Origin of the sequence: Thauera sp. 28 (assembly GCF_000310145.2) — a bacterium.
In the GTDB taxonomy this organism is placed as follows: Bacteria; Pseudomonadota; Gammaproteobacteria; order Burkholderiales; family Rhodocyclaceae; genus Thauera; species Thauera mechernichensis.
Map to the genome: position 1 here is coordinate 51341 of NZ_AMXA01000002.1, position 25584 is coordinate 76924.

A 25584-nucleotide genomic window follows, 5' to 3' on the forward strand; every position below is an offset into this window, starting at 1 on the left:
GGCAAAGCTTCGCCGCCACCTCCATGAACCGACCCGACGACAAGGCCGACAGAGTGCTGCACGCCATCTACCGCTGGATCGACCGTAACCTGCTCGAACTCGGCCGCGAAATGCGGCTGTCCTACCTGCCGCCGCTGATGGTGTATTGTGCGGCCGGCATCTCGGGACTCACCGGCATCGTCGGCACCTTCTTCGTCAAGGACTACCTCGGCCTGTCGGCCGCCTTCCTTGCCGCGCTGGGGTTCTGGGCCGGCATTCCGTGGGCGCTCAAGATGCCGATCGGCCATCTGGTCGACCTGCTGTGGCGCTACAAGGCCGGCCTCGTCTATCTCGGCGCCAGCCTGATCGCCGCCAGCCTTTTCATCATGATCGGACTGATCGGCAACCCCGACACGATGCGCGCGATCATGCCCGCCGAAGCCTGGTTCGTGCTGTCGGTGCTGCTCGCTCCTGTCGGTTACGTGATGCAGGACGCCGTTGCCGACGCGATGACGGTGGAGGCCGTTCCCCAGGTGGACGCCCACGGCCAGCCGCTCGACGAGGCGACCGTACGCCTGATGCACACCACCATGCAAACCCTGGGCCGGGTGGCCATCATCGGCGGCAGCGTGATGGTGTCGCTCGCCAACGTGGTGCTGTTCAAGGGCGCAGACGCACTGCCCGAGGCCGAGAAGGTCGCGATCTACCTGCACATCTACGAACTGGCGCTACTTATTCCGCTGCTGTCGGTCAGCGGCGTGCTGCTCGCCGGCTGGCTCAAGCGCCGCGAGGCGCGCCGCCTGGCTGCGCTCGGCCGTGACCGCGCCGAGATCGACCGCCTGCTGCACGAGCCCCAGGAACGCACAACCCCCAACTGGTGGATCCTGGGCGGCAGCGCGGTGTTCGTCGCGCTCACGCTCAGCGTCGGCCTGTCGGGCATGCCTTACGGCCAGGAGATCATCTTCGCAGGCTCGTTCACCGTCATCGCAGTGATGATGGGCCGGCTGCTGCGCGAACTCACGCCCACTGCGCGCAACACCCTGCTCGGCACCGCCATCATCATCTTCGTGTTCCGCGCCATCCCCACTCCCGGCGCGGGGTCGACGTGGTGGATGATCGACGAACTCGGCTTCGACCAGTCCTTCCTCGCCAAACTGGCGCTGATCGCCAGCAGCCTGACCCTGCTCGGCCTGTTCCTGTTCCGGCGTTTCATGGCCGAGCGCTCGATCGTCTACATCGTCGTCTTCCTGACGCTCGCCACCACAGTGCTGTCACTGCCGATCATCGGCATGTACCACGGCCTGCACGAATGAACCGCGGCACGCACGGGCGGTATCGTCGATGCGCGCTTCATCGCCGTCATCGACACGGCGCTCGAATCGCCGCTCGGCCAGATCTCGATGGTGCCGATGCTGGCGTGGATCGCCAACTCCGCTCCGGCGCACCTGAAGGCCACCTTCTTCGCGGTGATGAGCTCCTTCGCCAACCTTGCGCTGTCGGCCTCGCAACTTGGCACCAAATACCTCAATCAGCTCTACACGGTAACCCGCGAGGTGCGCGACGACTCGACTGGTGCAATCACGATACCCGCCGACTACAGCGAACTCGGCATGCTGCTGGTCACGGTCACGGCGCTCGGTCTGCTGCTGCCGCTGGTCGCGATCGGCCTCACGCGGAGCGCCGGCCTGCGCAGCGCGTGAGGCCGCAGCGGCAGGCCGGGCGCCTGCATGCATGTTGACCTTGCGCATTGCCTTCCAGCGCCCGCGGGCGGACACTTGAGGCCATTCAACCCCAAGGGAGGCGAAACATGACACCCAGCTCGGTACACGACATTCGCAACCTCGCCCTGCTCGGCCACGCGGGCAGCGGCAAGACCACGCTGGTCGAGGCGCTGCTTCTGGCCTCGGGCGCGATCGGCGCCGCTGGCAGCGTCGAGCGCGGCGACACGGTGTCCGATTTCGACCCCCAGGAAAAAGCCATGGGCCACTCGCTGCACGCCGCACTGGTGCATCTGGAGTGGGCCGGCCACTGGATCAACCTGCTCGACACCCCGGGCCTGCCCGATCTCGCCGGCCGCGCTCTGCTGACCCTGCCAGCGGTGGACACCGCTGCAGTGGTTATCAATGCCGCCGCCGGCGTCGAAAGCGGCACCCGCCGCATGATGGCAGCCGGCCGTGACAAGTGCCGCATGATCATCGTAAACCGGATCGATGCACCTGGCATCGACTTCGGCGCCCTCATGGACGACATCGTCGCAAGTTTCGGCCGCGAATGCCTGCCGCTCAACCTTCCCGCATCGGACGGCAGCCAGGTGATCGACTGCTTCTTCGCGCCCGACGAATCCGCCGCGACCGCGTTCTCCGGCGTGAGAGCCGCACACGATGCCATCGTCGATCAGGTCGTCGAACTCGATGAAGCGCTGATGGCGCAGTATCTCGAACAAGGCGAGTCGCTCGCGCCCGAGCAGCTGCATGCCCCCTTCGAGCAGGCCCTGCGCGAAGGTCACCTCATCCCCGTCTGCTTCGTCTCCGCGCGCAGCGGCGCGGGCGTGCGCGAACTGCTCGACATCCTTGGCAAGCTCGCGCCCGACCCCACCGAAGCCAACCCGCCCCAGTTCCTCAAGGGCGAAGGCAGCGCCGCCGAAGCGGTCGATGTCATGCTCGACGCCGAGCGCCACGCCGTCGCGCACGTATTCCAGATCGCCAACGACCCCTACCGCGGCAAGCTCGGTCTGTTCCGCGTCCATCAGGGGCAGGTGACGCCCAACTCGCAACTCTTCATCGGCGACGGCCGCAAGCCCTTCAAGGTTGCCCACCTGCTGCGCATGCATGGGCGCAACGCGATCGAAACCACACTCGCCGTGCCCGGCGACCTGTGCGCCGTTGCCCGCGTGGATGAACTGCAGCGCGACGCCGTGTTGCATGACTCGCACGACGAGGACTACTACCACCTCGCCCCCGCCACCTACCCGCAGCCGGTGTTCGGCCTCGCACTGATGACGCGCAAGCCCGCCGACGAACAGAAGCTCTCCGAGGCGCTCACGCGCCTGCTCGAGGAGGACCCCTGCCTCGAGGTGAGCTTCGACCCGCGCAACCGGCGCACCGTGGTGCGGGGCCTCGGCGAGCAGCACCTCAAGATCGTGCTCGACGAGTTGTCGGCGCGCTGGAACCTGCAGCTCGACACGGCCACGCCGAGCATCCCCTATCGCGAGACCATCGCCATCACGGCCGAGGCACGCTACCGACACAAGAAACAAAGCGGCGGCGCAGGCCAGTTCGGCGAGGTGGCGCTCCGCGTCGAACCGCTCGCGCGCGGCAGCGGCATCGAACTCGCCGACGAGGTGAAAGGCGGCACCATCCCGACCAACTTCATGCCCGCGGTCGAGAAAGGCGTCCGCCAGGCGCTGGAGGAAGGCGCCCTGGCCGGGTTTCCGATCCAGGATATCCGCGTCGTTATCACCGATGGCAAGCATCACGCGGTCGATTCGAACGAAGTCTCCTTCGTCACCGCCGGCCGCCACGCGCTCATCGAAGCCGTGCTTGCCGCGCGTCCGCTGGTGCTCGAACCCCTGCTCGACATCCAGGTGAAGGTGGCCGATGCCCTGTTCGGCGAAGTCAGTGCCGAACTCGCCAGCCGCCGCGGCCGCCTGACCGCCACCGACAGCCCCGCCGCAGGCTGGACGCTGATCTCAGCGCGCGTTCCGATGGCAGGCCTGGACGGCTTCGAGGGCAGGCTCAAGGCAATCTGCGCAGGAGAAAGCGAATTCGTCCTCGAAGCCGGCGGCCACGAGCCTGCGCCGCAGGACGTACAATCCGAACTGGCCCGCCAGCACACCGGCGGCGGCAACGGCAACGGCGCGCACTAAGCGCGCCCAGGCCCGGCGTGCAGGCGCCGGGCCGCAACACTGACATGAAGCTGAGCGAACGCCAACGCGCCTACTGGCGCAGCAACCTGTTGCTGACGTTTTGCCTGCTGTTGATCTGGTTCGGCGTGACCTTTGTCGCGGGTTACTACGCTAACGAGCTCAACAGCTTACAGTTCATGGGCTTTCCGCTGGGCTTCTACATCTTCGCCCAGGGCTCGATGATCACCTATCTGGTGATCATCGCCATCTACGTCACGGTGATGAACCGTCTCGACCGCCGCTACCGAGTGAAATAACGCCCGGCGTAGCACTGGCGGCAACCACTGCCCGCAGCCCTGCTCCTTACTTGCCGGAACCCGAGGCAGACTCGTCCGCTGCCTTCTTCTTGCGCCCCCAGGCGATCGGGTGCGCGTGGCGGCTGAGCATGAAGTCGAGCAGGAACTTGCTCCAGATGGTCACGCCGGCGGTCGAACTCCAGGTCTCATACTCGAGCTGAAGCACCAGCACGCCGTAGATCACCATCAGGATGATGATGCCGCACACGAAGTTGATCACCGCGGAGAAGGGCGCAAACTTCGCCGGGTTCGCCGGCGGCATGCCGCGCTTGAGCGCGACCTCGGAGAAATCGCGCTTGAAGACGATGCGCCAGGCCCGCCGCAGCCAGAAAAACGCGATCGGGAACAGGGCCACGAAGAGAATCCAGGTCAATACGGTGCTTACATCCAGAACCATTCACTGCTCCAGTCACGGCTGACGGAAAAAAGACCGCAGCCCGCAAGGTGCCATAAAAGAAAGAACCCCGCCATGGAATCCGCTGGCGGGGTTCTCGGGAGGCCCTCTGGGAGGGAGCCTCAGTACCAGACTCGAAGCTTAGTGCGCGCCGTCGACCGCCTTGGCGCCACGCGGGATACGCACTTCTTCAACCAGATGCTGGATGTGCTCCGGCGGCTCCTTGGTCACCTTATCCACCGCGAAGGCGACGATGAAGTTCACCACCGCACCGATCGCACCGAAGGCTTCCGGCGTGATGCCGAAGAAGCTGTTCGGGCCACCGATCAGATCGACGAACTCGGTGCCCTTGATGAAGAAGATGCCCTTGTGAGCAAACACGTAGAACAGGGTGACGGCCAAGCCTGCCAGCATGCCGGCGATGGCGCCTTCCTTGTTCATCTTCTTGGAGAAGATGCCCATCATGATCACCGGGAACAGCGTGGACGCCGCGATACCGAAGGCCAGGGCCACGGTACCGGCCGCGAAGCCCGGCGGGTTCAGACCGAGCCAGCCGGCGAGCACGATCGCACCTGCCATCGCGATTTTGCCGACCATCAGCTCGTTCTTGTCCGACATATTGGGCGCGAACACGTTCTTCACCAAGTCATGCGACACCGCGGACGAGATCGCCAGCAGCAGACCGGCAGCGGTCGACAGCGCCGCAGCCACGCCACCCGCCGCGACCAGCGCGATCACCCAGTTGGGCAGCAGCGCGATCTCGGGGTTGGCCATCACCATGATGTCGGCGTTGACCGTCAGCTCGCTGCCCTTCCAGCCAGCCTGCTCGGCCTTGGCCAGAACGTCGGCGCTCTTGGTCTTGTCGTTGTAGTACTGGATGCGACCGTCGCCGTTCTTGTCTTCCCACTTCAGCAGGCCGGTCTTTTCCCAGCGCGACATCCAGTCCGGACGCTCGTCGTACTTGAGGCTGGACTCTTCGGCGTACAGATCGCCGTTGGTGGTGATCGCGGAGTTGACCGTAGCGTGCAGGTTGTACTTGGCCATCGCGGCAACAGCGGGCGCGGTGGTGTACAGGATGGCGATGAAGACCAGCGCCCAACCCGCGGAGTAGCGCGCGTCAGCCACCTTCGGCACCGTGAAGAAGCGGATGATGACGTGCGGCAGGCCCGCAGTACCGATCATCAGCGACACGGTGTAGACGAACATGTTGAGCTTGCTGCCCGGCACCGAGGTGGTGTACTCGGCGAAGCCAAGGTCGGTGACGACCTGGTTCAGGCGATCCAGCAGGGACACGTCGGTACCCACCAGGTTGGCGCCCAGGCCGAGCTGCGGCAGGAAGTTGCCGGTGAGGTTCAGCGAGATGAACACGGCCGGGATGGTGTAGGCCGAGATCAGCACGATGTACTGCGCCACCTGGGTGTAGGTGATGCCCTTCATGCCGCCGAACACCGCGTAGGCAAACACGATGCCCATGCCGAGGTAGATGCCGGTCTCGTTGCTGACGCCGAGGAAGCGCGAGAAGGCCACGCCCACGCCGGTCATCTGGCCGATCACGTAGGTGATCGAGGCAATCAGAAGGCAGATCACCGCCACCGTGCTGGCCGACTTCGAGTAGAAGCGGTCGCCGATGAACTGCGGCACGGTGAACTTGCCGAACTTGCGCAGGTAGGGCGCCAGCCACATGGCGAGGATCACGTAGCCGCCGGTCCAGCCCATCAGGAACAGGCCGCCGCCGTAACCCATGTTGGCGATCAGGCCGGCCATGGAGATGAAGGACGCCGCCGACATCCAGTCAGCTGCAGTTGCCATGCCGTTGGTAACCGGGTGCACACCGCCGCCAGCGACGTAGAAGTCGCTGGTGCTGCCGGCGCGCGCCCAGATGGCGATACCGATGTAGAGGGCGAAGGACGCGCCCACCACCAGGTAAGTCAGAGTCTGAAGTTCCATGTCTCCCCCTGTTTATTCTTCGTGGACGTCGAACTTGCGGTCGATCTCACCCATCTTCTTCGCGTAGAAGAAGATCAGCGCGATGAACACGTAGATCGAGCCTTGCTGCGCGAACCAGAAGCCCAGCGGGTAGCCGCCGAGGTGGATCGTGTTGAGCACATCGGCGAAAAGGATGCCGGCGCCATACGAGACCAGGAACCATACGATCATGATCTTGGTCAGGAGGCTCAGCGTGGCTTTCCAGTAGCCTGCTGCATTGTTTTCCATAACGTCTCCTCGTCTGAAGTGAAACTCCCGCGCCGTCCTTCTCCGGCCGCAATACGGCCTGATCCACACGACTGCGGGCGCATTATAGAAACATCAGTCTTACTTATCCCTTACAGCGCCTTACAACAGGCTCCGGCCGCTCAAGCGATCTGCACCGTGTCGGAGCGCCCCCCTCCCCTGTTGTCGACCCAGCTCACGCTCAGCTCATCGCCCTTGGCGCCGCCCTCGAACCTGAACGCCAGACTGGGATTGGCCGACACCGAAGTGCTGAACTCGGCGGCCAGCACCACCCTGTCCTTGTGCCTGACGGTGACCGAGGTAATGAAGTGCGCGGGAATCAGCTCGCCGGACGCCGACCTGCGCTGACCGGTTTCCATGTCGTGCGACATCCGCATGCGAACTTCGGTAATGCCGTCCTTGGCGATGGCACGGATACGCGTCGGATTTGTCATAGCCTTGCTCTCCTTTTCCAATGCACACTCAGCCGCCGCAGCCGCCGAGGGTCACCCTGACTTCCCGCTTGGCGACGAAGTACTTGCCGTCAGCCCGCACCATGGCCAGCACATTGGATGTCTGCCCCATCTTGATGCTTGTCTGCACGTCGGCCATCGTGCCCGACGCAATCACGAAGGAGGCGGCGACCATGTTCAGGTTCTTCTCGACCATGATCACGATCTGATCGGTGCCGGGCAATGTACTGAGCACACCGACCGGCACCGCCGCACCATCTTCGGCAATGTCAGGGGCGGAAATCAGGATGCCGCCACTCTCGGCCGGCGTGGTGGCGCCAAGCGCGGCGACGACCGCATCCAGGCTCTTTGCGCTGAAGGCCGCCTCATTTCGGGCCGCGTGCGCAAGCTCCGGCCTGATGAAGCCGATGGCCGCAAGCAAGCCGAAAACACCCAAGCCCCCTGCAGCTTTCAGGGCGTCCCTGCGTTGATGATTCATCCTTTCACTCCTTGTCGACCAAGCCTTTCATTGTACCCAGGCCCTTCGGCATTGGCTGCGCCACCCCTGAGCCGAGGATTTCCTCCTCGGCCGATTGGATATACTCTGGCCTGTTACGGCCCAGGCCCCAGGACCCGAAAGCGGCTCGCGCCCCATCAGAAGACTTGAACGGCAACCCAACGGAGGAACAACGCAGTGCAACTCAGGATCGCAATCGCCGCACTCGGCCTGGCCGGCCTCGTCGGCACGGCACAGGCGCAGGACGCCGACCCCCATCTCGCCCGCAACCTTGCCGCGACGTGTGCGAACTGCCACGGCACGAACGGCAACGCACAGAAGGGCATGGCGTCACTCGCTGGCGAATCGGCCGAGAAAATCATGAAAAAGCTCGCTGACTTCCGCTCGGGCGACGCGCCGGCAACGATCATGCACCAGATCGTCAAGGGCTACACCGAGGAACAGCTGGCGCTGATCAGCGAATGGTTCGCCGCGCAGAAATAAGGCTCACAGGGGAACAACGATGATCAACAGACGCGACTTCATCAAGGCCATCGGCATCGCTGCGGGTGGCACCACGCTGACCGGTCTCTCCGGGCTGGCCAATGCGGCAGGCTCGACTGCAAAAGGGCACATCGTCGTCGTTGGCGGCGGCTTCGGCGGCGCCACCGTCGCCAAGTACCTGCGCATGTGGAGCCAGGGCAGCGTGGATGTGACACTGATCGAGCGCAACACGCGCTTCGTCTCCTGCCCGATCTCCAACCTGGTGATCGGCGGCCTGCAGCAGATGGACGACATCACGGTCAGCTACGACAACCTGCGTGAAAACTGGGGCGTCAAGGTGATCACGGACGAGGTGACCGCACTCGACCCCGACAAGCGCATGGTTACCACTGCCAGGCATGGCACGCTGGGCTATGACCGCGTCGTGCTGTCGCCGGGCATCGACTTCATCCCAGGCGCAGTCGCAGGCCTCGACGGCAACGAGGAACTCGTGCCGCACGCCTGGAAGGCCGGCCCGCAGACCGCACTGCTGCGCAAGCAACTCGAGGACATGCCCGATGGCGGCGTGTTCGCGCTCACCATTCCGCGCGCACCCTATCGCTGCCCGCCGGGGCCTTACGAGCGCGCCTGCCTGGTCGCCAACTACCTGCGCGACACCAAGCCGAAGTCCAAGGTGCTCGTGCTCGACGCCAACGACGAGATCCAGTCCAAGAAGGGCCTGTTTACCAAGGCGTTCGAGAGCTACGGCGCGCTTCTCGAATACGTGCCCGGCAGCAAGCTCGAGGGCGTGGATGCGGCCAGCCGCAAGGCACGGCTGGAGTTCGACGAGATCAAGGCCGACGTGCTCAATGTCATCCCGCCGATGCGTGCAGGCAATATCGCCGCTCAGGCCGGCCTGCCGCTGATCAACGAGCGCTGGGTCGACGTCGAATGGCTGTCGATGGAAGCCAAGGGCGTGCCGGGCGTACATGTGATCGGCGACGCGATCTTCCCCGCGCCCACGATGCCGAAGTCCGGTCACATGGCCAACCAGCATGGCAAGCTGGTCGCTGCAGCCATTCTGAACCTGCTCGAAGGCAAGGCTCCGAACGCAGCACCCGTACTGATGAACACCTGCTACAGCTTCGTCGATGACAAGAACGTCATCCATGTTGCTTCGGTTCACCAGTACAACGCCGAAAAGCAGCAGCCGTTGCCAGTGGAAGGCGCAGGCGGCGTTTCGGCTGCAGCCAATGAGCTCGAAGGCAAGTTTGCGATGGGCTGGGCGCGCAACATCTGGGCCGACATGCTCGCCTGACGAGTCCCCGCCGCTGCAGGCGCCTCCGCGGCGCCGCGCTGTCATGACGAAGGGGGCGCACGGATCCTGGATCCGTGCGCCCCCTTCGTTTCCGCCCCGAGGCCGTCGCCTTTATCAGTCCAGCGTACTGATGTAGAGCGACACCGCCTTGACCTCTAGCTCGGTGAGCTTCGAGGCGATCGAGTGCATGATCTCGTTGTCGTTGGTGCGCTGACGCTTGTTGAACGAATTGAGCTGGGCCTCGGTGTAGCGTGGCACCTGCCCTGCGAGGCGCGGCAACTGTTCGGTACCCAAGCCACGATCGCCGTGGCAGCCGGCACAGGCCGCCACCCCGGAGAACTCATTGCCGCGATGGAAGATGAAGCGCCCTACCGATGCGAGATCCTTGTCTCGTGCCTCGCGCGGCTTGGTCGGCTTGGTCTCGAAGAACACACCGAGCGCGAGCATTTCGTCCTCGGCAAGATCCTGAACCATGCCACCCATGGTGTCGCTGGCACGCCGGCCGGACTTGAAGTCCGCCAGTTGCTTGGCGATATATTGGTGATGCTGGCCCGCCAGGCGCGGATAGAGCGGCGAAGAACTATCGCCTTCAGGCCCGTGGCACAACATGCAACGCCCCGCATTGATCGCGGCGGCGCGCTCGAGATCGACCTGTGGCAGTTCCCCAGCCGCCGTGGCGAGCGAGGCGAACATGAACATTGACGCCGCAACCGTGATGCTTCTGCCTGCCCTCATTCCTGCACTCTCCTGTTCGCGACAGGACGGCCATCGGCAGCCTGTCAATGGTTCAAGGTTAGCAGAAGCGTCAAACGTGCAGAACGCCTCAGACCGGCTTAAGAGACCGATAGCCGCTCCGGGCGCGGACGGTCAGTCCCAACCCAGCTCGAGAAACCACGGACTCCCGCCCTGAGCCAGTGCCGAGCGCACATAAGGCACCATCTGCGTCGGCAGGCAACGCGGATCATGCCAGTCCAGCGCATCGCACTTGTCCGGTTCGCGGATCTCGGGTCGGCCAGCGAAGGCGTCGGCCCGGACGAAGAAATCGATCCGGTTGGTATCCGAACGTCGGTGGACAGTACCGACGTGACGCAGATCGCCCAACTCGACCCTGAGCCCTGTTTCTTCAAGCAACTCTCGCCTCGCCGCCTCGCCGATGGACTCACCCGGCTCGACATGCCCTCCCGGCAGACTGAACAAGCCGTCGAAAAAGCCGGTGCCCGCGCGCCGCATGAGCAGGATCCCTCCTGCATCCTCGCAGATCACATGAACACCCACGGGAATGCCAGCATGCCTCATCAGTGCTTCCCGGTACTGCCGAATCCGTCGGCGCCGCGTTCGCTCTGGGCGAACTGCTCGACCAGGTTGAAGCCAACCTGCAGCACCGGCACCACGACCAGCTGAGCGATGCGCTCCATGGGCTGAATAGTGAAACTCGCCCGCCCCCTGTTCCACACCGACACGAAGATCTGCCCCTGGTAGTCGGAATCGATCAGCCCGACCAGGTTGCCAAGCACGATGCCATGCTTATGCCCCAGTCCGGAGCGCGGCAGCACCATTGCAGCCAGCCCCGGGTCGGCGAGATGGATCGCCAGGCCGCTCGGCACAAGCGTCGTTTCTCCCGGATGGAGGGTGATCGGTGCCGGCAGGCAGGCACGCAGATCGAGGCCCGCAGCACCCTCGGTCGCATAAGCAGGCGGATGGGTCCTGAGGCGCTCGTCGAGCAGCTTCACGTCGATTCGATGCATATCCATTCTCCCTGCCCACCGCCAGCCCACGGCCGGGTGAGCGTCAATTCACCACAAAATCCGTCCGCCCAGCCCCCGCGCCGGTCACGCCTGCGGTCTGCAGCCATCGAGCAGGCGCGCAAGATGCGAAACAATCCCATGCGCAAGCTCTGCCTTCGGCGCACGTGGCAGCGGATGGCGGCCGGCGTCGTCATACAGGACCACGGTATTCTCATCACCGCCCATGCCGTCACTCACCAGGTTGCCGACCAGCATCGGCAAACCCTTCCTGCGCCGCTTGCCCTCCGCATACGCATCGAGATCCCGGCTTTCGGCCGCGAAGCCTACACAGAAAGGGGCGTCCTGCCTGGCAGCCACCTCGGCAAGAATGTCGGGGTTCGGCGTCAGCGCAATCTCGAGCGTCTCGCCGCTCTTCTTGATCTTGTGCTCGGCAACCTCCAGCGGGCGGTAATCGGCCACGGCCGCAACGCCAATGAACACGTCGGCTCCAGGCAGGGCGGCGAACACCTGCTCGCGCATACCCAGGGCACTCCCTGCGGTGACCCGGCGAACCCCCGCGGGCACCGGCAGGCTGACAGGCCCGCTCACCAGCACAACCTCCGCACCTGCCTGGGCACAGGCGCGCGCAAGCGCGTAGCCCATCTTGCCCGAGCTGATGTTGGTGATACCACGCACCGGATCGATCGCCTCGAAAGTCGGGCCTGCAGTCAGCACCACCTTGCGCCCGGCAAGCACACGGGGCACGAAAAAGCCCTCTAGACGCTCCACGATCTCCTCGGGCTCCAGCATGCGCCCCATGCCGACCTCGCCACAGGCCTGATCGCCGGCGGCAGGGCCGAACACTTCGACGCCATCCTCGCGCACCTGAGCAAGGTTGCGGCGAGTAGGAGGAGACTCCCACATCTGGCGGTTCATCGCTGGGGCAACGATGAGCGGCACATCGCGTGCAAGGCACAAGGTGCTGAGCAGATCGTCTGCCCTGCCCTGCGCGAGCCGGGCAATGAAGTCAGCCGTAGCTGGCGCAACCAGGATCGCATCGGCATCACGGCCAAGGTCGATGTGCGCCATGTTGTTGGGCATGCGCGCATCCCACAAGTCCGTCCACACCGTATTGCCCGACAGCGCCTGAAAGGTGACGGCAGTCACGAAGCGGGCCCCGCCCTCGCTCAGCACCACGTGGACGTCCGCCCCGGCCTTGCCGAGCAGGCGCACCAATTCGGCCGCCTTGTACGCCGCCACCCCCCCGGTGACACCGACGACGATCCTTCGACCCTTCAACATGATCATGCCATTCGCCTATAATAAAACCCGATACACATATACTGCAGCACCCAACCTGAGGAAAGGCCCACGATGGCGATCACCGACTGGCCAGCCGACGAGCGCCCACGCGAAAAACTCATCGCCCGCGGCGCAGCGGCACTGTCCGACGCCGAGCTGCTCGCCATCTTCCTGCGCGTCGGCATTCCAGGCCAAAGCGCTGTCGATCTCGCACGCGGACTGCTGAACCACTTCGGCAGCCTCACCCGGCTATGCTCGGCAAGCGCAACGGAATTCTCGGCCCTGCCCGGCATGGGGCTGGCGAAGTATGCCCAACTGCAGGCAGTGATGGAACTCTCGAGCCGGGCCCTTGCCGAGACCATGAGCGAGCGCGCCCTGTTCGACTCGCCACAGGCCGTACGCGACTGGCTGCGACTCAGGCTGGGGCATCTGCCGCACGAGACCTTCTGCGTCATGCTGCTCGACGCCCGCCACCGCCTGATCGTCGCGGTCGATCTGTTTCGCGGCACACTCACCCAGACCTCGGTCTATCCCCGCGAGGTCGTCAAGCTGGCCCTCGCCCATAACGCCGCCGCGGTCGTTCTTGCACACAACCACCCATCTGGCGCCGCCGAGCCGAGCACGGCAGACGAATTGCTCACCCGCAGCCTGAAAGACGCCCTCGACCTGGTCGACGTCCGCGTACTCGATCATTTCGTCGTACCTGCCCACGGCCAGGCCGTCTCCTTCGCTGAACGCGGCCTGCTGTAGGTATTCGCCCCCGCGCAACGGTAAGCACGCATCGAACCGGCGTTTTTTGTCTCACAGGGCTTGCCATTGGATGGCTGCGTGCATTATCCTCGCACGTTTTCCGCAATCAGAATTCCCTGGAGCATCGTATGGCTCGCGTCTGCCAAGTGACCGGTAAAGCACCGATGGTGGGAAATAACGTTTCCCACGCAAACAACAAGACCAAGCGTCGTTTTCTGCCCAACCTGCAGAGCCGCCGCTTCTGGAGCGAAGGCGAGAACCGCTGGATCCGCCTGCGCGTTTCCAACGCCGGTCTGCGCACGATCGACAAGAAAGGCATCGACGTCGTCGTTGCCGAGCTTCGCGCCCGCGGCGAGAAGCTGTAAGCAACCGAACTGAACGGAGAACGCCATGGCCAAGGGCATCCGCGAGAAGATCAAGCTGGAATCGACCGCCGGTACGGGTCACTTCTACACGACTTCCAAGAACAAGCGCACCACCCCGAACAAGCTCGAGTTCAACAAGTACGACCCGGTCGCGCGCAAGCACGTCCCGTACAAGGAAGTGAAGCTGAAGTAAGACCAAGCCTCGCGGGCAAGCCAGCGAGGCGCGATCCGCCGCCGGACATACCGTCCGCGGCAGGGTCGAAAAGTCACGGCAGATCGACTCCAGCTGTAACGAAAACGGCCATTGCTGATGCAATGGCCGTTTTCGTTACTACACTTTCGCTGTCACTCCCCACCTCGATCGAGGATCTCTCCTCGCCATTGGCGGACCTCCGCTCATGAGGAACTCAAGCGCGCTGGATGTTGGACGCCTGCTTGCCCTTCGGACCCTGCGTGACCTCGAAGGAGACCTTCTCGCCTTCCTTCAGGCTCTTGAAGCCACTCATGTTGATGGCGGAAAAATGTGCGAACAGGTCCTCGCTCCCGTCATCGGGTGTAATGAACCCAAAGCCCTTGGAATCGTTGAACCACTTCACGGTACCAGTTGCCATATTGCTTGAATCCCTCAAAGTTGCTTGATTAGACCGCGACGCCGAAGCACCCTCGGTCTGTTGCGACGCCGACAAAGACCTGCACAAGCCCCTGATGCCGCTCGGGAACAAGCTTCAGCCCAGTGCGCAAGCAAACTTTTACGCATTCGAACTGGGAGCGTCAACGGCCTTGCAGGCCCATTCGATTGCGCAACGCAGCAACCTCACCCCCATTCAAAACCGGACAACAGCAGAGATTCAAGGCGCTGCATGCACTTGCACCGGTGTCGCGGCGCACTATCGAGTACTCGCGCGTGACTCCGAAACCACACACTTGGTTCCCCGGGAAGCGCAGGATTCCGCCCTGGATACGGCTGTTGCACTCTGCCCCGACTTCATTAGAATGAGTTTCATGGGTACCCAGAAACGTGACGATTTAGTCCTGGAGGCGCAGCGGACGCGCACCCGTCCGCCGCCGTTATACAAGGTGCTTCTGCTCAACGACGACTACACACCAATGGATTTCGTAGTGCTCGTACTGCAGAAATATTTCGGCATGGATCGCGAACGTGCCACGCGAGTCATGCTCCAAGTCCACAGAGAGGGCATGGGGGTATGTGGCGTCTTCCCAAGAGACGTCGCGACGACCAAGGTTGAGCAGGTCGCCTCGTTTGCTCGTCAGCATCAACATCCGCTGGCATGCGTGATGGAGGAAAACTGAATGATCGCGCAAGAGCTTGAAGTGAGCCTGCACATGGCCTTCGTCGAGGCCAGACAGAAGCGGCACGAGTTCATCACGGTCGAGCACCTGTTGCTCGCACTGCTGGACAATCCCTCGGCCGCGCAGGTGTTGCGTGCATGCGCCGCCAACCTGGACGAACTGCGGCGCGAACTGACCGAGTTCATCAACGAGCACACACCACGTATCGAGGGCAGCGACGAGATCGACACCCAGCCCACCCTGGGCTTCCAGCGTGTGATCCAGCGCGCCATCCTGCACGTCCAGTCCTCCGGCAAGAAGGAAGTGACAGGCGCCAACGTACTGGTGGCAATCTTCGGGGAAAAGGACTCCCACGCCGTCTATTTCCTGCAGAAGCAGAACGTTTCGCGCCTGGATGTCGTCAACTTCATCTCGCATGGCATCGCCAAGGCGCCCCCCCAGGGTGCAGCACCTCAGAGCCGCAGCGAGGGCGAGTCGCCCGAGCAGGACCAGGAGGACAAGCAATCAGGCGGCGCCCTCGACAGCTACACTCAGAACCTCAACCAGCAGGCCCTGGTCGGCAAGATTGACCCGCTGATCGGCCGCGAGAAGGAAGTGGAGCGTGTCATCCAGACGCTGTGCCGCCGACGCAAGAACAACCCGCTGCTGGTCGGCGAGGCTGGCGTGGGCAAGACCGCGATCGCCGAGGGGCTCGCGCGTCGCATTGTGGAGGGGCGCGTGCCGGAGATCCTCGAGAACGCCCAGGTGTTCGCACTCGACATGGGTGCCTTGCTCGCAGGCACCAAGTATCGCGGCGACTTCGAGCAGCGCCTGAAGGCGGTGCTCAAGCAACTCGTCGAGAACCCGAATGCAATCCTGTTCATCGACGAGATCCATACCCTGATCGGCGCCGGCGCAGCTTCGGGCGGCACGCTGGACGCGTCCAACCTGCTCAAGCCCGCACTGTCATCGGGGCAGCTGAAGTGCATAGGAGCGACGACCTACAACGAGTTCCGCCAGATCTTCGAGAAGGATCACGCGCTGTCGCGGCGCTTCCAGAAGATCGACGTGGTCGAGCCCTCGGTCGCGGAGACGGTCGAGATCCTGAAGGGACTCAAGAGCCGCTTCGAGGAGCATCACGGCATCAAGTACTCGAGCTCGGCGCTGTCGAGCGCAGCAGAGTTGTCTGCACGCTACATCAACGACCGCCACCTGCCCGACAAGGCGATCGACGTCATCGACGAAGCAGGTGCTGCGCAACGCATCCTGCCCAAGTCGCGGCAGAAGAAGACCATCGGCAAGAACGAGATCGAGGAGATCGTCGCCAAGATCGCCCGCATTCCGCCCCGAACCGTGTCCAATGACGACAAGACCGCACTCAAGACACTCGAGCGCGACCTCAAGAACGTCGTCTTCGGTCAGAACGCCGCGATCGAGGCGCTCGCCAAGGCGATCAAGATGTCGCGTTCCGGCCTGGGCAACCCTCAGAAGCCCATCGGCTCCTTCCTGTTTTCCGGCCCCACCGGCGTCGGCAAGACCGAGGTTGCCCGTCAGCTCGCCTATACCCTGGGCATCGAGCTGGTGCGCTTCGACATGTCGGAATACATGGAGCGCCACGCAGTCAGCCGCCTGATCGGCGCCCCCCCGGGCTACGTCGGCTTCGACCAAGGCGGCCTGCTCACCGAGCAGATCACCAAGAAGCCGCACTGCGTGCTGCTGCTCGACGAGATCGAGAAAGCCCACCCGGACATCTACAACATCCTGCTGCAGGTCATGGACCATGGCACGCTAACCGACAACAACGGCCGCCAGGCGGATTTCCGCAACGTGATCGTCATCATGACCACCAACGCGGGTGCCGAAGCCATGCAGAAATCGGTGATCGGCTTCTCCGCCAAACGTGAGGCGGGTGACGAGATGAACGAGATCAAGCGCATGTTCACGCCGGAGTTCCGTAACCGGCTCGACGCCATGATCTCGTTCAAGGCGCTCGACAACGGCATCATCCTGCGCGTGGTCGACAAGTTCCTGATGCAGCTCGAGGCGCAGTTGCACGAGAAGAAGGTCGAGGCCCACTTCAGCAACGAGCTCAAGGCCTGGCTCGCCGAGAAGGGTTTTGATCCGCTCATGGGTGCGCGTCCGATGGCACGCCTCATCCAGGACACGATCCGCTCCGCCCTGGCCGACGAGTTGCTGTTCGGACGCCTGGTCAATGGCGGCAAGGTCACCATCGATCTCGATGACGACGACAAGGTGAAGCTCGTGTTCGAAGAGACCGAGACGGCAACGGCCTGATCGACACCGCCGCCCCCTCGGCAAGGACTGCGAGGCCGCTCCGGTAACGGGGTGGCCTCGTTTTTTTGTATATGATGCCGCCCGGAATGCAGCCTGCGCTGCCTCGCCCACCTGACACTTCTTCCGGGAGCTAGCATGAACATCCAGACAGCCGATCTCTGCGACACCCACGGCGACGCGCTTTCAGTGGTCGCACCGATGTTCTCGTCCTACGGCGGACGAAAGTCGTTCGGCGGCCAGATCGCCACCCTCAAGCTGTTCGAGGACAATTCCTTCGTACGCAAGGCAGTGGACAGCCCCGGCGCCGGCCGCGTCCTCGTTGTAGACGGTGGCGCGTCGATGCGCTGCGCCTTGGTGGGCGACCAGCTCGCCGAGCTTGCCGTGAAGAACGGCTGGGCAGGCATCATCGTGTACGGCTGCATCCGTGACTCGGCCGCGATCGGCCAGATGGATCTCGGCGTATTCGCGCTCGGCACCCACCCGCGCAAGACGGTAAAACGTGACGTCGGCGAGGTCGACGTCCCCGTCACCTTCGGCGGCGTCACCTTCGTACCCGGCCACCATGTCTATGCGGATGAGGACGGGGTCGTCCTGTCGCCAGACGCCCTGCTTTGAGCGCTGAGTGAGCCGCCTCCTGACTGAGGCGGCTCACAGGCACCGTGAATCGGCTTGCAGCGCAACACAGGATGGACGCAAACCCATTTCACTGTACCGATCTTCTTTTCACATCACGAAACATACATCACAACGCACTGTATTTAAAGTATAAATTTTTTTCTTATGTCTTATATAAGACATATTGCTGCTGCGCAGAATGCCGCCTATACTTCCACTCCATCTGCACGGCCCTTTCTCCCTCGAAGACGCCCGCAGTCCGGATAGGAGCCCGGTGCCTGAGCCGGCCCCCGATGGTTGAACCCTTCTGCTCTCTAAAGGAAGCATCATGACTCTGACCCGCGAACAGCAAATCGCCGCCCTCGAAAAAGACTGGGCTGAAAACCCCCGCTGGAAGGGCGTCAAGCGCGGTTACACCGCCGCCGACGTGGTCCGCCTGCGCGGCAGCCTGCAGCCCGAGTACACCCTGGCCCAGCGTGGCGCCAAGGTGCTGTGGGAGAAGGTCAACGGCGGCGCCAAGAAGGGTTACGTGAACGCCTTCGGCGCCATCACCGCCGGTCAGGCCATGCAGCAGGCCAAGGCTGGCCTGGAAGCCGTGTATCTGTCCGGCTGGCAGGTCGCCGCCGACGGCAACACCTCCGAAACCATGTACCCGGACCAGTCGCTGTACGCCTACGACTCGGTGCCGACCATGGTTCGCCGCATCAACAACACCTTCAAGCGCGCTGACGAGATCCAGTGGTCGCGTGGCATCAACCCGGGCGACGAAGGCTTCATCGACTACTTCCTGCCGATCGTGGCCGACGCCGAAGCCGGTTTCGGCGGCGTGCTGAACGCCTTCGAACTGATGAAGAACATGATCGCCGCGGGTGCCGCAGGCGTTCACTTCGAAGACCAGCTGGCTGCTGCCAAGAAGTGCGGCCACATGGGTGGCAAGGTGCTGGTGCCGACCCGTGAAGCCATCGAGAAGCTGATCTCCGCGCGTTTCGCCGCCGACGTGATGGGTGTGCCCACCCTGATCCTGGCCCGTACCGATGCCGAAGCCGCCAACCTGATCACCTCCGACTACGACGCCAACGACAAGCCCTTCCTCACCGGTGAGCGCACCCAGGAAGGCTTCTACCGCGTCAAGAACGGTCTGGAGCAGTCCATCTCCCGTGGCGTGGCCTACGCCCCCTACGCCGACCTGGTGTGGTGCGAAACCGGCGTGCCCGATATCGGCTTCGCCCGCGAGTTCGCCCAGGCCGTGCTGGCCGCCTGCCCGGGCAAGCTGCTGTCGTACAACTGCTCGCCGTCCTTCAACTGGAAGAAGAACCTCAACGACTCGCAGATCGCTTCCTTCCAGGAAGAGCTGTCGGCGCTGGGCTACAAGTACCAGTTCATCACCCTGGCTGGCATCCACGTCAACTGGTACAACACCTTCAAGTTCGCCCACGCTTACGCTCGCGGCGAAGGCATGAAGCACTACGTCGAGATGGTCCAGGAGCCGGAATTCGCTGCTCGCGAAATGGGCTACACCTTCGTGTCCCACCAGCAGGAAGTCGGCACCGGTTACTTCGACGAAGTCACCACCGTGATCCAGGGTGGTTCTTCCTCGGTCAAGGCGCTGACTGGCTCGACCGAAGAAGAGCAGTTCCACTAAAAGGCCGTGCGCGCCCGGCGCCTTCGCGGCGCCGGGCAGGCATGACGAGAAGGCCACCGCACTCGCGGTGGCCTTTGCGCTTCTGCCGCAGGGTGACCGAATCTTCAGCCGCGTCCCGGGCCCATGCCGCTACCGTCACGCGGACCGCCCTGCATGCCTCCTTTCATGCCACGCTCGCCCTTGCGCCCCATCTTCTCGAACTCGGCATCGAAAACGGTCTTCTGCGCATCGCTCAGGCTTGCATAGAACGTCTCGACCGACTTGCGCGCTTCGGCCAGCTCGACCTGGCGCAGCTTGCTCATCTCTTCCATGCGCTGCATGCGCTCGATCGCCGTCTTCGGCGGCTCGGTAGCGCGACGCTCTGCCATCTGGCTTGCCATGCGCTCGGCGCGCACCTTCATCTCGTTCTTGAAGGTGACAAATGCCGGCTTTTGCTCTGCGGTGAGTGCAAGTGCAAGCTCAAGACGAGCCATGTGCAGCTCGGCACGCTCGGTCATCCGCGCCTTCATCTGCTCAGGCGCCATCTGTGACCAGCCGGCCTTGCCGCCGCGGGGACCGTCCCCCATGCACTGCCCGCCTCCCCAGGCCAGGGCGGCGGTCGTTCCAAGCGCACCGGTCGCGATGAGGGCAGCAGCAAGCGAGTTCTTGATCCAGGTCTTCATGATTAATCTCCAATCAGGTTCGGGAAGGGACTTGCCCTTCTGAGGGCGCCCATCCGTTCGGGCGACGGAGCCATTACAGCACCCGCGTGTAAGCGGCGTTTGTCCAGGCACCGGGGTTTTGCAGCCTCATGTCTCAGAGGCCGGAGCAGATACGCTGGGATACAAAACGAAGCGCCCGAGACCTTAAGATGCGCGCATTGGAGAAGCCAAGATGAGCCAGCAAGACCATATCCTGATCGTCGACGACGACCGCGACATCCGCCACCTGCTTGCCGATTACCTCGAGAAACAGGGCTTGCGCTGCACCACTGCCGCCGACGGACGCGAGATGAAGGCCGCGCTCGAACAACACCGCATCGACCTCATCGTGCTCGACGTGATGATGCCCGGCGACGACGGCCTGACGCTGTGCCGCAACCTGCGCGCAGGCGGCGGAGCGCATGCCGGCACCCCCATACTGATGCTGACCGCGCGCGGCGAGGACATGGACCGCATCATCGGCCTGGAGATGGGCGCTGACGACTACCTGCCCAAGCCCTTCGTGCCGCGCGAACTGCTCGCGCGCGTGCGCTCCGTGCTGCGCCGGACCCGTGCGCTGCCGCCCAATCTCGACGCATCGCCTCCCGCCAATGCGCGTGCGCTGCACTTTGCCCACTGGCAACTCGATACGGTCAACCGCCACCTCGTCGACGCTGACGGCACCGTGGTGCCACTGTCCGGCGCAGAGTACCGGATGCTCAGCGTGTTCCTGTCTCACCCGCAGAAAGTGCTGTCGCGCGACCAACTGATGGAACTCACTCAGGGGAGAGAGGCCGACATCTTCGATCGCTCGATCGACCTGCTGGTAAGCCGGCTACGCCAACGCCTGGGCGACAACGCCCGCGAATCGAGCATCATCAAGACCGTGCGCAACGAAGGCTACGTGCTCGCGACCGAGGTAAGCATCGCCGCCGGCACGACGAGCACAAAGGCATGAAGATGCCTTGGCCGCGCAGCCTCTTCGCCCGCCTGATGCTGATCTGGCTGGTGGGCATGACGCTGGTGCTTGCGGTCAGCCTCGCGCTGTTCGTCGGCGAGCGCGAGCGCATCGGGCGCAGCGCCCTGTTCGAGGGCATTGCCCAGGAAATAGCTGCCGCGGCCGACCTGCTCGACCGCATGTCGCCCCCCGAGCGCGAACGCTGGATCGACGAGTTCGGCCGCCGCCGCCTGCGACTGAGCCTGCGGCCCGTCAGCGACGATCGACTGCGGTCACTGGCTGCCGACCACCCCTTGCACCTTGCCCTGCGCACGGCCATGCCTGACCGCCCGTTCTCCATCCTCACCGTGTCCAGGGGCGACCGACCGCACCCGATGCTGCTTGTCAGCCTGCAGCTTCGCGACGGCGGCCACGTCCAGGTGCGCCTTCCCAACATCCCCCCCGCGCCGCCGCTCCACACCCCTCAGCCCGGACGCCTGTTCGCAGCCTTGGCTGCGCTCGTCGTCGGCGTCGGCCTGCTGACATGGCTTGCCGTCCGTCTCGCAACCCGTCCGCTGTCGCGCATGGCCGCCGCCGCGCGCGCACTCGGCGAAGACCCCGCACGCGCGCCCATGGACACGCGCGGCCCGACCGAGGTGGCGCAGGCGGCCACGGCCTTCAACCAGATGCAGCAGCGCATCGCCGAACACGTCACCGAGCGCACCCGCATTCTTGCAGCCATCTCACACGACCTGCAGACACCGATCACCCGCCTGAGACTGCGCGCGGAGATGGTCGACGACGAGGCCCTGCGCAGCCGCATCCAGTCAGACCTCGACGCGATGCAGGGCCTGGTGCGCGAAGGCCTGGCCTATGCCCGCAGCCTGGACGAACGCGCACCGGCACAAGCCGTCGAACTCCTGCCGCTGCTCCATGCCCTGGCCGAGGACGCCCGGGACATGGGCTGGACGGTCAATGTCCCCGACTCGCCCGGTGTCCGTGTGGAAGCCAACCCCTCGGCCTTGCGTCGGGCGCTGTGGAACTTGATCGAGAACGGTATCAAGTTCGGCGGCACGGTCGACATCGCACTCACCAGACACCCATCAGGCGCCTCTGCCAGAGTCGCCATCGCCATCCGCGACCATGGCCCGGGCTTGCCAGAAGCGGAGCTGGAGAAGGTGTTCGAAGCCTTCTACCGTACAGAGGCCTCGCGCAACCGCGAAACCGGTGGCACCGGACTCGGCTTGGCCATCACCCGCAACCTGCTGCAGGGTCAGGGTGGCGAGGTCAGCTTGCACAATCACCCCGATGGCGGGCTGGTCGCCACTGTGGCGCTGCGCGCCCTGTAGCAGGCCGCCAGCGCTTCGAAGGCGCTCCGCTCGGCATCCGTACGGGCCTGGCTCCAGCCCCGCTGCCGCGCCATGACTGCAGCCACGCCGGGCGCGGCACGACGTGCTGCCTCGGCATCCAGGAACAGGCAGCGACTGCGTCGGGCCAGTACGTCCTCCACCCCAAGCGCCAACCCGGCTCGCACGGCATGACGCACCTCTTCGGCAGACGGCACGAAGGGCGATGCGCAGACGCCGTCCTCAGCCCCCAAAGCCGCCTCCCCGTGCATATCTGGCCGCCACAGCCCACCGCTGTCGAGTCTCAGCCTGTCGGTGACGGAGGGTCGATGGGCGAAGCCCGCGACCTCCTCGGCCACGTCTACGGCATGCTCGGCCATGCTGCGGTAAGTCGTCCACTTCCCGCCCAGGACGCTGACCAGCCCGTGCTCCGACACATCGACCCGATGCTCACGCGACAGGCTACCCGTGGCGGCCACGGCACCACCTCCGAGCAGGGGGCGCAGGCCGACGAAAACGCTGCGCACGTCCGCGCGCGTCGGCGCGCGTCGCAGGTAGCGTCCGACCGTCTCGAGCAGGAAGTCGATCTCGCCCGCCATCGGCTCGGGCTCCGCAGGCAGGTCGTCACGCGGGGTGTCGGTGGTGCCGACGAGGACCCTGCCCTGCCAGGGGATGAGGAAGACCACCCGGCCGTCATCGGTATGCGGCACGAGCACCGCGTCCGCTCCGGACAGGAAGTCCGCGTCGATCACGATATGGACGCCCTGGCTCGGACGCAGCTGCTGCGGCGCATCGGGCCTGAGCATGCGCATCACGTTGTCGGACCACACGCCGGTGGCATTGATCACCGCGCGTGCGCCCAGCCGATACGTTCGCCCGCTCTCCCGCTCACGTACGGTGAGGCCGCCTATCCTGCTGCCATCGAGCGCGAACGATTCGAGCGCGCAGTGATTGAGCACCAGCGCGCCATGCAGGATGGCTGTGCGCGCAAGCGCAACGGCGAGCGCCGCGTCGTCGAACTGCGCGTCCCAGTATGCAACGCCACCCAGCGCCCGCTCCGCGCGCAAGGTGGGCATGGCCGTGCGGATATCGGCCGCGGACATGAGCCTGCAGCGCCCAAGGCCGTTGGCGCCGGCGAGCAGGTCGTAGAGACCAAGGCCGAGCCCCATCCACGCCCGCTCGCTCCAGCGCTGCGTCGGCACAACGAAACGCAGCGGGTGCACCAGGTCTGCGGCATTGCACAGCAGGCGCCCGCGCTCGACGAGCGCCTCGCGCACCAGCGCCAGCCTGCCCTGGGCCAGGTAGCGCACGCCGCCATGAATGAGCTTGCTCGACCGCGAACTGGTGCCGGCCGCAAAGTCACGCGCCTCGACAAGCAGGATGGAGTACCCACGCGCGGCCGCGTCCAGTGCACAGCCGAGGCCGCTCGCACCGCCGCCGATGACCACGAAGTCCCAGGTCGACGATGCGTTCAGCCTGGCGAGCAATGACGCGCGTGCGAAGACCTCTCCGTTTTCGCGCGACTGCGTGTACCCCACCCCGCTCAGCTCCCCGCCCAGCCGCGCGCGCATGTAACCGCGCGCGCCCAGCGCGCACGCGCCGCACCGCGGCGGTCCGCCCCCCAACGCGGCTCGAAGCGCCGGTCGAGCCGCCACCCAGCCTCGATCTCGTGGGCATCCGCCCACAGCCCGCAGCCGAGCGCCGCCAGACAGGCTGCACCGTAGGCGGTGGTCTCGAGCAGGCGAGGACGCAGCACCGGTACGCCGAGCAGGTCGGCCTGCATCTGCATGAGCAGGTCGTTGGCCGCCGCCCCGCCATCGACGCGCAGTTCGCACAGGGGCGCGGCACCGTCCCGCACCATGGCCTCGACCAGGTCGGCGGTCTGCGCGGCAATGGCCTCGAGCGCAGCCCGTGCGATGTGCGCTGCCCCACTGCCGCGCGTCAGCCCGAGCAGGGTGCCGCGTGCATTCGCATCCCAATACGGCGCCCCCAGGCCGGTGAAGGCCGGCACCATCACCACCCCGCCGCTGTCGGCCACGCTGGCAGCGAGAGCCTCGACCTCGTCCGAGCGGCGTACGATCCCGAGCCCGTCGCGCAGCCACTGCACGATCGCCCCGCCCATGAACACGCTGCCCTCCAGGGCGTAGCAAACCCCGCTCCCCCCGACCCCCGACCACCCCACCGTGGTCAGCAGGCGGTTGCGCGAGGCCACTGCATGCGCGCCGGTGTTCATCAACAGGAAGCACCCCGTACCGTAGGTGTTCTTGGCCATGCCCGGTGCAAGGCAGCCCTGACCGATCGTCGCCGCCTGCTGGTCACCGGCAATGCCGGCGATCGGGATCGGGGCTCCGAACACGCGGGCATCTGTTTCGCCGCATACGCCACTGCTCGCCACCACCCTGGGCAACAACGCGGCGGGGATGCGGAAGCGCTTGAGCAGCACGGGATCCCAGTCCAGGGTGTGGATGTTGAACAGCAGCGTGCGCGCGGCATTGCCGGGGTCGGTCAAATGCAGCCGGCCGCCGGTAAGATGCCAGACCAGCCAGCTGTCGATGGTACCGAAGGCCAGCTCACCCCGCTCCGCACGCGCACGCGCGCCGGGCAGCGTATCGAGCAGCCAGGCGAGCTTGGTCGCCGAGAAGTAGGGATCGAGCTCGAGGCCGGTGCGCGCGCGCAGGTCGTCCGCCCAGCCTTGGGCGCGCAGGCGTTCGCACTCGGCGGCCGTGCGCCGGTCCTGCCACACGATTGCCGGCGCCAGTGCGCGGCCACTGGCGCGCTCCCACAGCACGGTCGTCTCGCGCTGGTTGGCGATGCCAATCGCCGCCACCTCGCCGGCCCGGATACCGGCGTTGGCGAGCGCCTCGCGCGCGCAGTCGAACTGGGTGCGCAGGATGTCCTGGGCATCGTGTTCGACGCGGTCGGGCGCCGGAAAATGTTGAACGAACTCGGCCTGCGCCACGCCGCGTACCCGGCCCCCCGCATCGAACACCATCGCCCGCGAGCTCGTCGTCCCCTGGTCCAGGGCAAGGAGATAAGCCATGTCGCCTCCGCACGCTAGGTTTGCCGTCACCCCTGGCTGACAGACTAACCCCGCTGCGCCAAGGC

26 protein-coding genes and 1 pseudogene are annotated in these 25584 nt (G+C 64.8%); 14 read left to right on the forward strand and 13 right to left on the reverse strand.

Annotated features, from left to right (window positions below; all coding sequences use genetic code 11):
* The first annotated feature begins 53 nt into the window (after positions 1–53).
* From C662_RS02235 to C662_RS02245, 3 genes and pseudogenes are all read left to right on the forward strand, one after another.
* Positions 54–1679: pseudogene (locus tag C662_RS02235) on the forward strand (hypothetical protein).
* 107 nt (positions 1680–1786) lie between these two features.
* Entirely contained in the window at positions 1787–3844 is a 2058-nt protein-coding gene (gene fusA / locus C662_RS02240; protein ID WP_002924444.1) for an elongation factor G, read from the forward strand.
* A gap of 44 nt (positions 3845–3888) precedes the next feature.
* Positions 3889–4140, forward strand: a complete 252-nt coding sequence (locus tag C662_RS02245) for a DUF4212 domain-containing protein (protein WP_002924445.1) — start codon at positions 3889–3891, stop codon at positions 4138–4140.
* Between the two features lie 46 nt (positions 4141–4186).
* Here the strand turns inward: C662_RS02245 and C662_RS02250 are convergent, their stop codons facing one another.
* From C662_RS02250 to soxY, 5 genes are all read right to left on the reverse strand, one after another.
* On the reverse strand, positions 4187–4576 hold the full coding sequence (locus C662_RS02250) for a hypothetical protein (RefSeq protein WP_002924449.1): 390 nt from the start codon (positions 4574–4576) through the stop codon (positions 4187–4189).
* A 138-nt stretch (positions 4577–4714) separates the two neighbouring features.
* Positions 4715–6520, reverse strand: a complete 1806-nt coding sequence (locus C662_RS02255) for a sodium:solute symporter family protein (RefSeq protein ID WP_002924451.1) — start codon at positions 6518–6520, stop codon at positions 4715–4717.
* A 12-nt stretch (positions 6521–6532) separates the two neighbouring features.
* The gene (locus tag C662_RS02260) at positions 6533–6787 is read right to left on the reverse strand and encodes a DUF4212 domain-containing protein (protein ID WP_002924454.1); all 255 of its coding nucleotides are present in this window, start codon (positions 6785–6787) and stop codon (positions 6533–6535) included.
* A 140-nt stretch (positions 6788–6927) separates the two neighbouring features.
* Positions 6928–7239, reverse strand: a complete 312-nt coding sequence (soxZ, locus tag C662_RS02265; protein WP_002924457.1) for a thiosulfate oxidation carrier complex protein SoxZ — start codon at positions 7237–7239, stop codon at positions 6928–6930.
* A 28-nt stretch (positions 7240–7267) separates the two neighbouring features.
* Entirely contained in the window at positions 7268–7735 is a 468-nt protein-coding gene (soxY, locus tag C662_RS02270; RefSeq protein WP_002924459.1) for a thiosulfate oxidation carrier protein SoxY, read from the reverse strand.
* Between the two features lie 195 nt (positions 7736–7930).
* Here soxY and C662_RS02275 point away from each other — a divergent pair, with 195 nt between their 5' ends.
* Positions 7931–8236 (forward strand): c-type cytochrome, encoded by a 306-nt coding sequence (locus tag C662_RS02275; RefSeq protein WP_002924465.1) that lies wholly within the window; start codon positions 7931–7933, stop codon positions 8234–8236.
* A 19-nt stretch (positions 8237–8255) separates the two neighbouring features.
* Positions 8256–9533: an NAD(P)/FAD-dependent oxidoreductase gene (locus tag C662_RS02280; RefSeq protein WP_002924467.1), complete on the forward strand. Its 1278-nt coding sequence runs from the start codon at positions 8256–8258 to the stop codon at positions 9531–9533.
* A gap of 114 nt (positions 9534–9647) precedes the next feature.
* Here the strand turns inward: C662_RS02280 and C662_RS02285 are convergent, their stop codons facing one another.
* The 4 genes from C662_RS02285 to coaBC all read right to left on the reverse strand — a co-directional run bounded on the left by C662_RS02285 (position 9648) and on the right by coaBC (position 12565).
* Complete coding sequence (locus C662_RS02285; protein WP_002924470.1) at positions 9648–10268, reverse strand: c-type cytochrome; 621 nt, start codon at positions 10266–10268, stop codon at positions 9648–9650.
* A 132-nt stretch (positions 10269–10400) separates the two neighbouring features.
* Positions 10401–10829 carry an NUDIX hydrolase gene (locus C662_RS02290; RefSeq protein WP_002924472.1) on the reverse strand — a complete coding sequence of 143 codons (429 nt, stop codon included), beginning with the start codon at positions 10827–10829 and terminating at the stop codon, positions 10401–10403.
* Complete coding sequence (gene dut / locus C662_RS02295; RefSeq protein ID WP_002924474.1) at positions 10829–11278, reverse strand: dUTP diphosphatase; 450 nt, start codon at positions 11276–11278, stop codon at positions 10829–10831. The genes C662_RS02290 and dut overlap by 1 nt, the downstream gene beginning before the upstream one ends.
* Before the next feature lie 84 nt (positions 11279–11362).
* Positions 11363–12565: a bifunctional phosphopantothenoylcysteine decarboxylase/phosphopantothenate--cysteine ligase CoaBC gene (coaBC, locus tag C662_RS02300; RefSeq protein WP_002924475.1), complete on the reverse strand. Its 1203-nt coding sequence runs from the start codon at positions 12563–12565 to the stop codon at positions 11363–11365.
* Positions 12566–12631: 66 nt separating this feature from the next.
* Here coaBC and radC point away from each other — a divergent pair, with 66 nt between their 5' ends.
* The 3 genes from radC (at position 12632) to rpmG (ending at position 13867) form a co-directional block, all read left to right on the forward strand.
* Positions 12632–13309, forward strand: coding sequence for a RadC family protein (radC, locus tag C662_RS02305; RefSeq protein WP_002924476.1), 678 nt, complete (start codon positions 12632–12634; stop codon positions 13307–13309).
* A gap of 128 nt (positions 13310–13437) precedes the next feature.
* Entirely contained in the window at positions 13438–13674 is a 237-nt protein-coding gene (gene rpmB, locus C662_RS02310; protein ID WP_002924478.1) for a 50S ribosomal protein L28, read from the forward strand.
* 25 nt (positions 13675–13699) lie between these two features.
* The gene (gene rpmG / locus C662_RS02315) at positions 13700–13867 is read left to right on the forward strand and encodes a 50S ribosomal protein L33 (protein ID WP_002924480.1); all 168 of its coding nucleotides are present in this window, start codon (positions 13700–13702) and stop codon (positions 13865–13867) included.
* A gap of 214 nt (positions 13868–14081) precedes the next feature.
* On the opposite strand, the gene C662_RS02320 is transcribed toward rpmG, so the two are convergent.
* Positions 14082–14285, reverse strand: a complete 204-nt coding sequence (locus C662_RS02320) for a cold-shock protein (protein ID WP_002924494.1) — start codon at positions 14283–14285, stop codon at positions 14082–14084.
* Positions 14286–14676: 391 nt separating this feature from the next.
* On the opposite strand from C662_RS02320, the gene clpS reads away from it, so the two are divergent.
* The 4 genes from clpS (at position 14677) to aceA (ending at position 19516) form a co-directional block, all read left to right on the forward strand.
* Positions 14677–14985, forward strand: coding sequence for an ATP-dependent Clp protease adapter ClpS (gene clpS / locus C662_RS20690; RefSeq protein ID WP_002924497.1), 309 nt, complete (start codon positions 14677–14679; stop codon positions 14983–14985).
* Positions 14986–17259: an ATP-dependent Clp protease ATP-binding subunit ClpA gene (gene clpA / locus C662_RS02330; RefSeq protein ID WP_002924499.1), complete on the forward strand. Its 2274-nt coding sequence runs from the start codon at positions 14986–14988 to the stop codon at positions 17257–17259.
* A 135-nt stretch (positions 17260–17394) separates the two neighbouring features.
* Positions 17395–17874, forward strand: a complete 480-nt coding sequence (rraA, locus tag C662_RS02335; RefSeq protein ID WP_002924501.1) for a ribonuclease E activity regulator RraA — start codon at positions 17395–17397, stop codon at positions 17872–17874.
* 328 nt (positions 17875–18202) lie between these two features.
* On the forward strand, positions 18203–19516 hold the full coding sequence (gene aceA / locus C662_RS02340) for an isocitrate lyase (RefSeq protein ID WP_002924505.1): 1314 nt from the start codon (positions 18203–18205) through the stop codon (positions 19514–19516).
* Positions 19517–19620: 104 nt separating this feature from the next.
* Here the strand turns inward: aceA and C662_RS02345 are convergent, their stop codons facing one another.
* Positions 19621–20178, reverse strand: coding sequence for a Spy/CpxP family protein refolding chaperone (locus C662_RS02345; RefSeq protein ID WP_002924507.1), 558 nt, complete (start codon positions 20176–20178; stop codon positions 19621–19623).
* 211 nt (positions 20179–20389) lie between these two features.
* Here C662_RS02345 and C662_RS02350 point away from each other — a divergent pair, with 211 nt between their 5' ends.
* Positions 20390–21154, forward strand: coding sequence for a response regulator (locus C662_RS02350; protein ID WP_002924509.1), 765 nt, complete (start codon positions 20390–20392; stop codon positions 21152–21154).
* Entirely contained in the window at positions 21151–22482 is a 1332-nt protein-coding gene (locus C662_RS02355; RefSeq protein ID WP_002924511.1) for an ATP-binding protein, read from the forward strand. Before C662_RS02350 ends, C662_RS02355 begins: the two co-directional genes overlap by 4 nt.
* On the opposite strand, the gene C662_RS02360 is transcribed toward C662_RS02355, so the two are convergent.
* Together C662_RS02360 and glpK are read right to left on the reverse strand one after the other, a co-directional pair.
* Positions 22434–24050, reverse strand: coding sequence for a glycerol-3-phosphate dehydrogenase/oxidase (locus C662_RS02360; protein ID WP_002924513.1), 1617 nt, complete (start codon positions 24048–24050; stop codon positions 22434–22436). The genes C662_RS02355 and C662_RS02360 overlap by 49 nt on opposite strands.
* A complete protein-coding gene (glpK, locus tag C662_RS02365; RefSeq protein WP_037984021.1) occupies positions 24023–25519 on the reverse strand; it encodes a glycerol kinase GlpK in 1497 nt (498 codons plus the stop codon). The genes C662_RS02360 and glpK overlap by 28 nt, the downstream gene beginning before the upstream one ends.
* Positions 25520–25584 lie beyond the last annotated feature (65 nt).

Excerpts from the sequence above, each read along its gene's own strand:
- C662_RS02255 (WP_002924451.1), bottom strand. The coding sequence starts at position 6,520 with ATGGAACTTCAGACTCTGACTTACCTGGTGGTGGGCGCGTCCTTCGCC.
- rpmG (WP_002924480.1), top strand. The coding sequence starts at position 13,700 with ATGGCCAAGGGCATCCGCGAGAAGATCAAGCTGGAATCGACCGCCGGT.
- dut (WP_002924474.1), bottom strand. The coding sequence starts at position 11,278 with ATGCATCGAATCGACGTGAAGCTGCTCGACGAGCGCCTCAGGACCCAT.
- soxY (WP_002924459.1), bottom strand. The coding sequence starts at position 7,735 with ATGAATCATCAACGCAGGGACGCCCTGAAAGCTGCAGGGGGCTTGGGT.
- C662_RS02320 (WP_002924494.1), bottom strand. The coding sequence starts at position 14,285 with ATGGCAACTGGTACCGTGAAGTGGTTCAACGATTCCAAGGGCTTTGGG.
- glpK (WP_037984021.1), bottom strand. The coding sequence starts at position 25,519 with ATGGCTTATCTCCTTGCCCTGGACCAGGGGACGACGAGCTCGCGGGCG.
- C662_RS02350 (WP_002924509.1), top strand. The coding sequence starts at position 20,390 with ATGAGCCAGCAAGACCATATCCTGATCGTCGACGACGACCGCGACATC.
- C662_RS02285 (WP_002924470.1), bottom strand. The coding sequence starts at position 10,268 with ATGAGGGCAGGCAGAAGCATCACGGTTGCGGCGTCAATGTTCATGTTC.
- fusA (WP_002924444.1), top strand. The coding sequence starts at position 1,787 with ATGACACCCAGCTCGGTACACGACATTCGCAACCTCGCCCTGCTCGGC.
- C662_RS02245 (WP_002924445.1), top strand. The coding sequence starts at position 3,889 with ATGAAGCTGAGCGAACGCCAACGCGCCTACTGGCGCAGCAACCTGTTG.
- radC (WP_002924476.1), top strand. The coding sequence starts at position 12,632 with ATGGCGATCACCGACTGGCCAGCCGACGAGCGCCCACGCGAAAAACTC.
- coaBC (WP_002924475.1), bottom strand. The coding sequence starts at position 12,565 with ATGATCATGTTGAAGGGTCGAAGGATCGTCGTCGGTGTCACCGGGGGG.
- soxZ (WP_002924457.1), bottom strand. The coding sequence starts at position 7,239 with ATGACAAATCCGACGCGTATCCGTGCCATCGCCAAGGACGGCATTACC.
- C662_RS02290 (WP_002924472.1), bottom strand. The coding sequence starts at position 10,829 with ATGAGGCATGCTGGCATTCCCGTGGGTGTTCATGTGATCTGCGAGGAT.
- C662_RS02250 (WP_002924449.1), bottom strand. The coding sequence starts at position 4,576 with ATGGTTCTGGATGTAAGCACCGTATTGACCTGGATTCTCTTCGTGGCC.
- rraA (WP_002924501.1), top strand. The coding sequence starts at position 17,395 with ATGAACATCCAGACAGCCGATCTCTGCGACACCCACGGCGACGCGCTT.
- C662_RS02280 (WP_002924467.1), top strand. The coding sequence starts at position 8,256 with ATGATCAACAGACGCGACTTCATCAAGGCCATCGGCATCGCTGCGGGT.
- C662_RS02345 (WP_002924507.1), bottom strand. The coding sequence starts at position 20,178 with ATGAAGACCTGGATCAAGAACTCGCTTGCTGCTGCCCTCATCGCGACC.
- C662_RS02260 (WP_002924454.1), bottom strand. The coding sequence starts at position 6,787 with ATGGAAAACAATGCAGCAGGCTACTGGAAAGCCACGCTGAGCCTCCTG.
- C662_RS02360 (WP_002924513.1), bottom strand. The coding sequence starts at position 24,050 with ATGCGCGCGCGGCTGGGCGGGGAGCTGAGCGGGGTGGGGTACACGCAG.
- C662_RS02355 (WP_002924511.1), top strand. The coding sequence starts at position 21,151 with ATGAAGATGCCTTGGCCGCGCAGCCTCTTCGCCCGCCTGATGCTGATC.
- rpmB (WP_002924478.1), top strand. The coding sequence starts at position 13,438 with ATGGCTCGCGTCTGCCAAGTGACCGGTAAAGCACCGATGGTGGGAAAT.
- clpA (WP_002924499.1), top strand. The coding sequence starts at position 14,986 with ATGATCGCGCAAGAGCTTGAAGTGAGCCTGCACATGGCCTTCGTCGAG.
- aceA (WP_002924505.1), top strand. The coding sequence starts at position 18,203 with ATGACTCTGACCCGCGAACAGCAAATCGCCGCCCTCGAAAAAGACTGG.
- clpS (WP_002924497.1), top strand. The coding sequence starts at position 14,677 with ATGGGTACCCAGAAACGTGACGATTTAGTCCTGGAGGCGCAGCGGACG.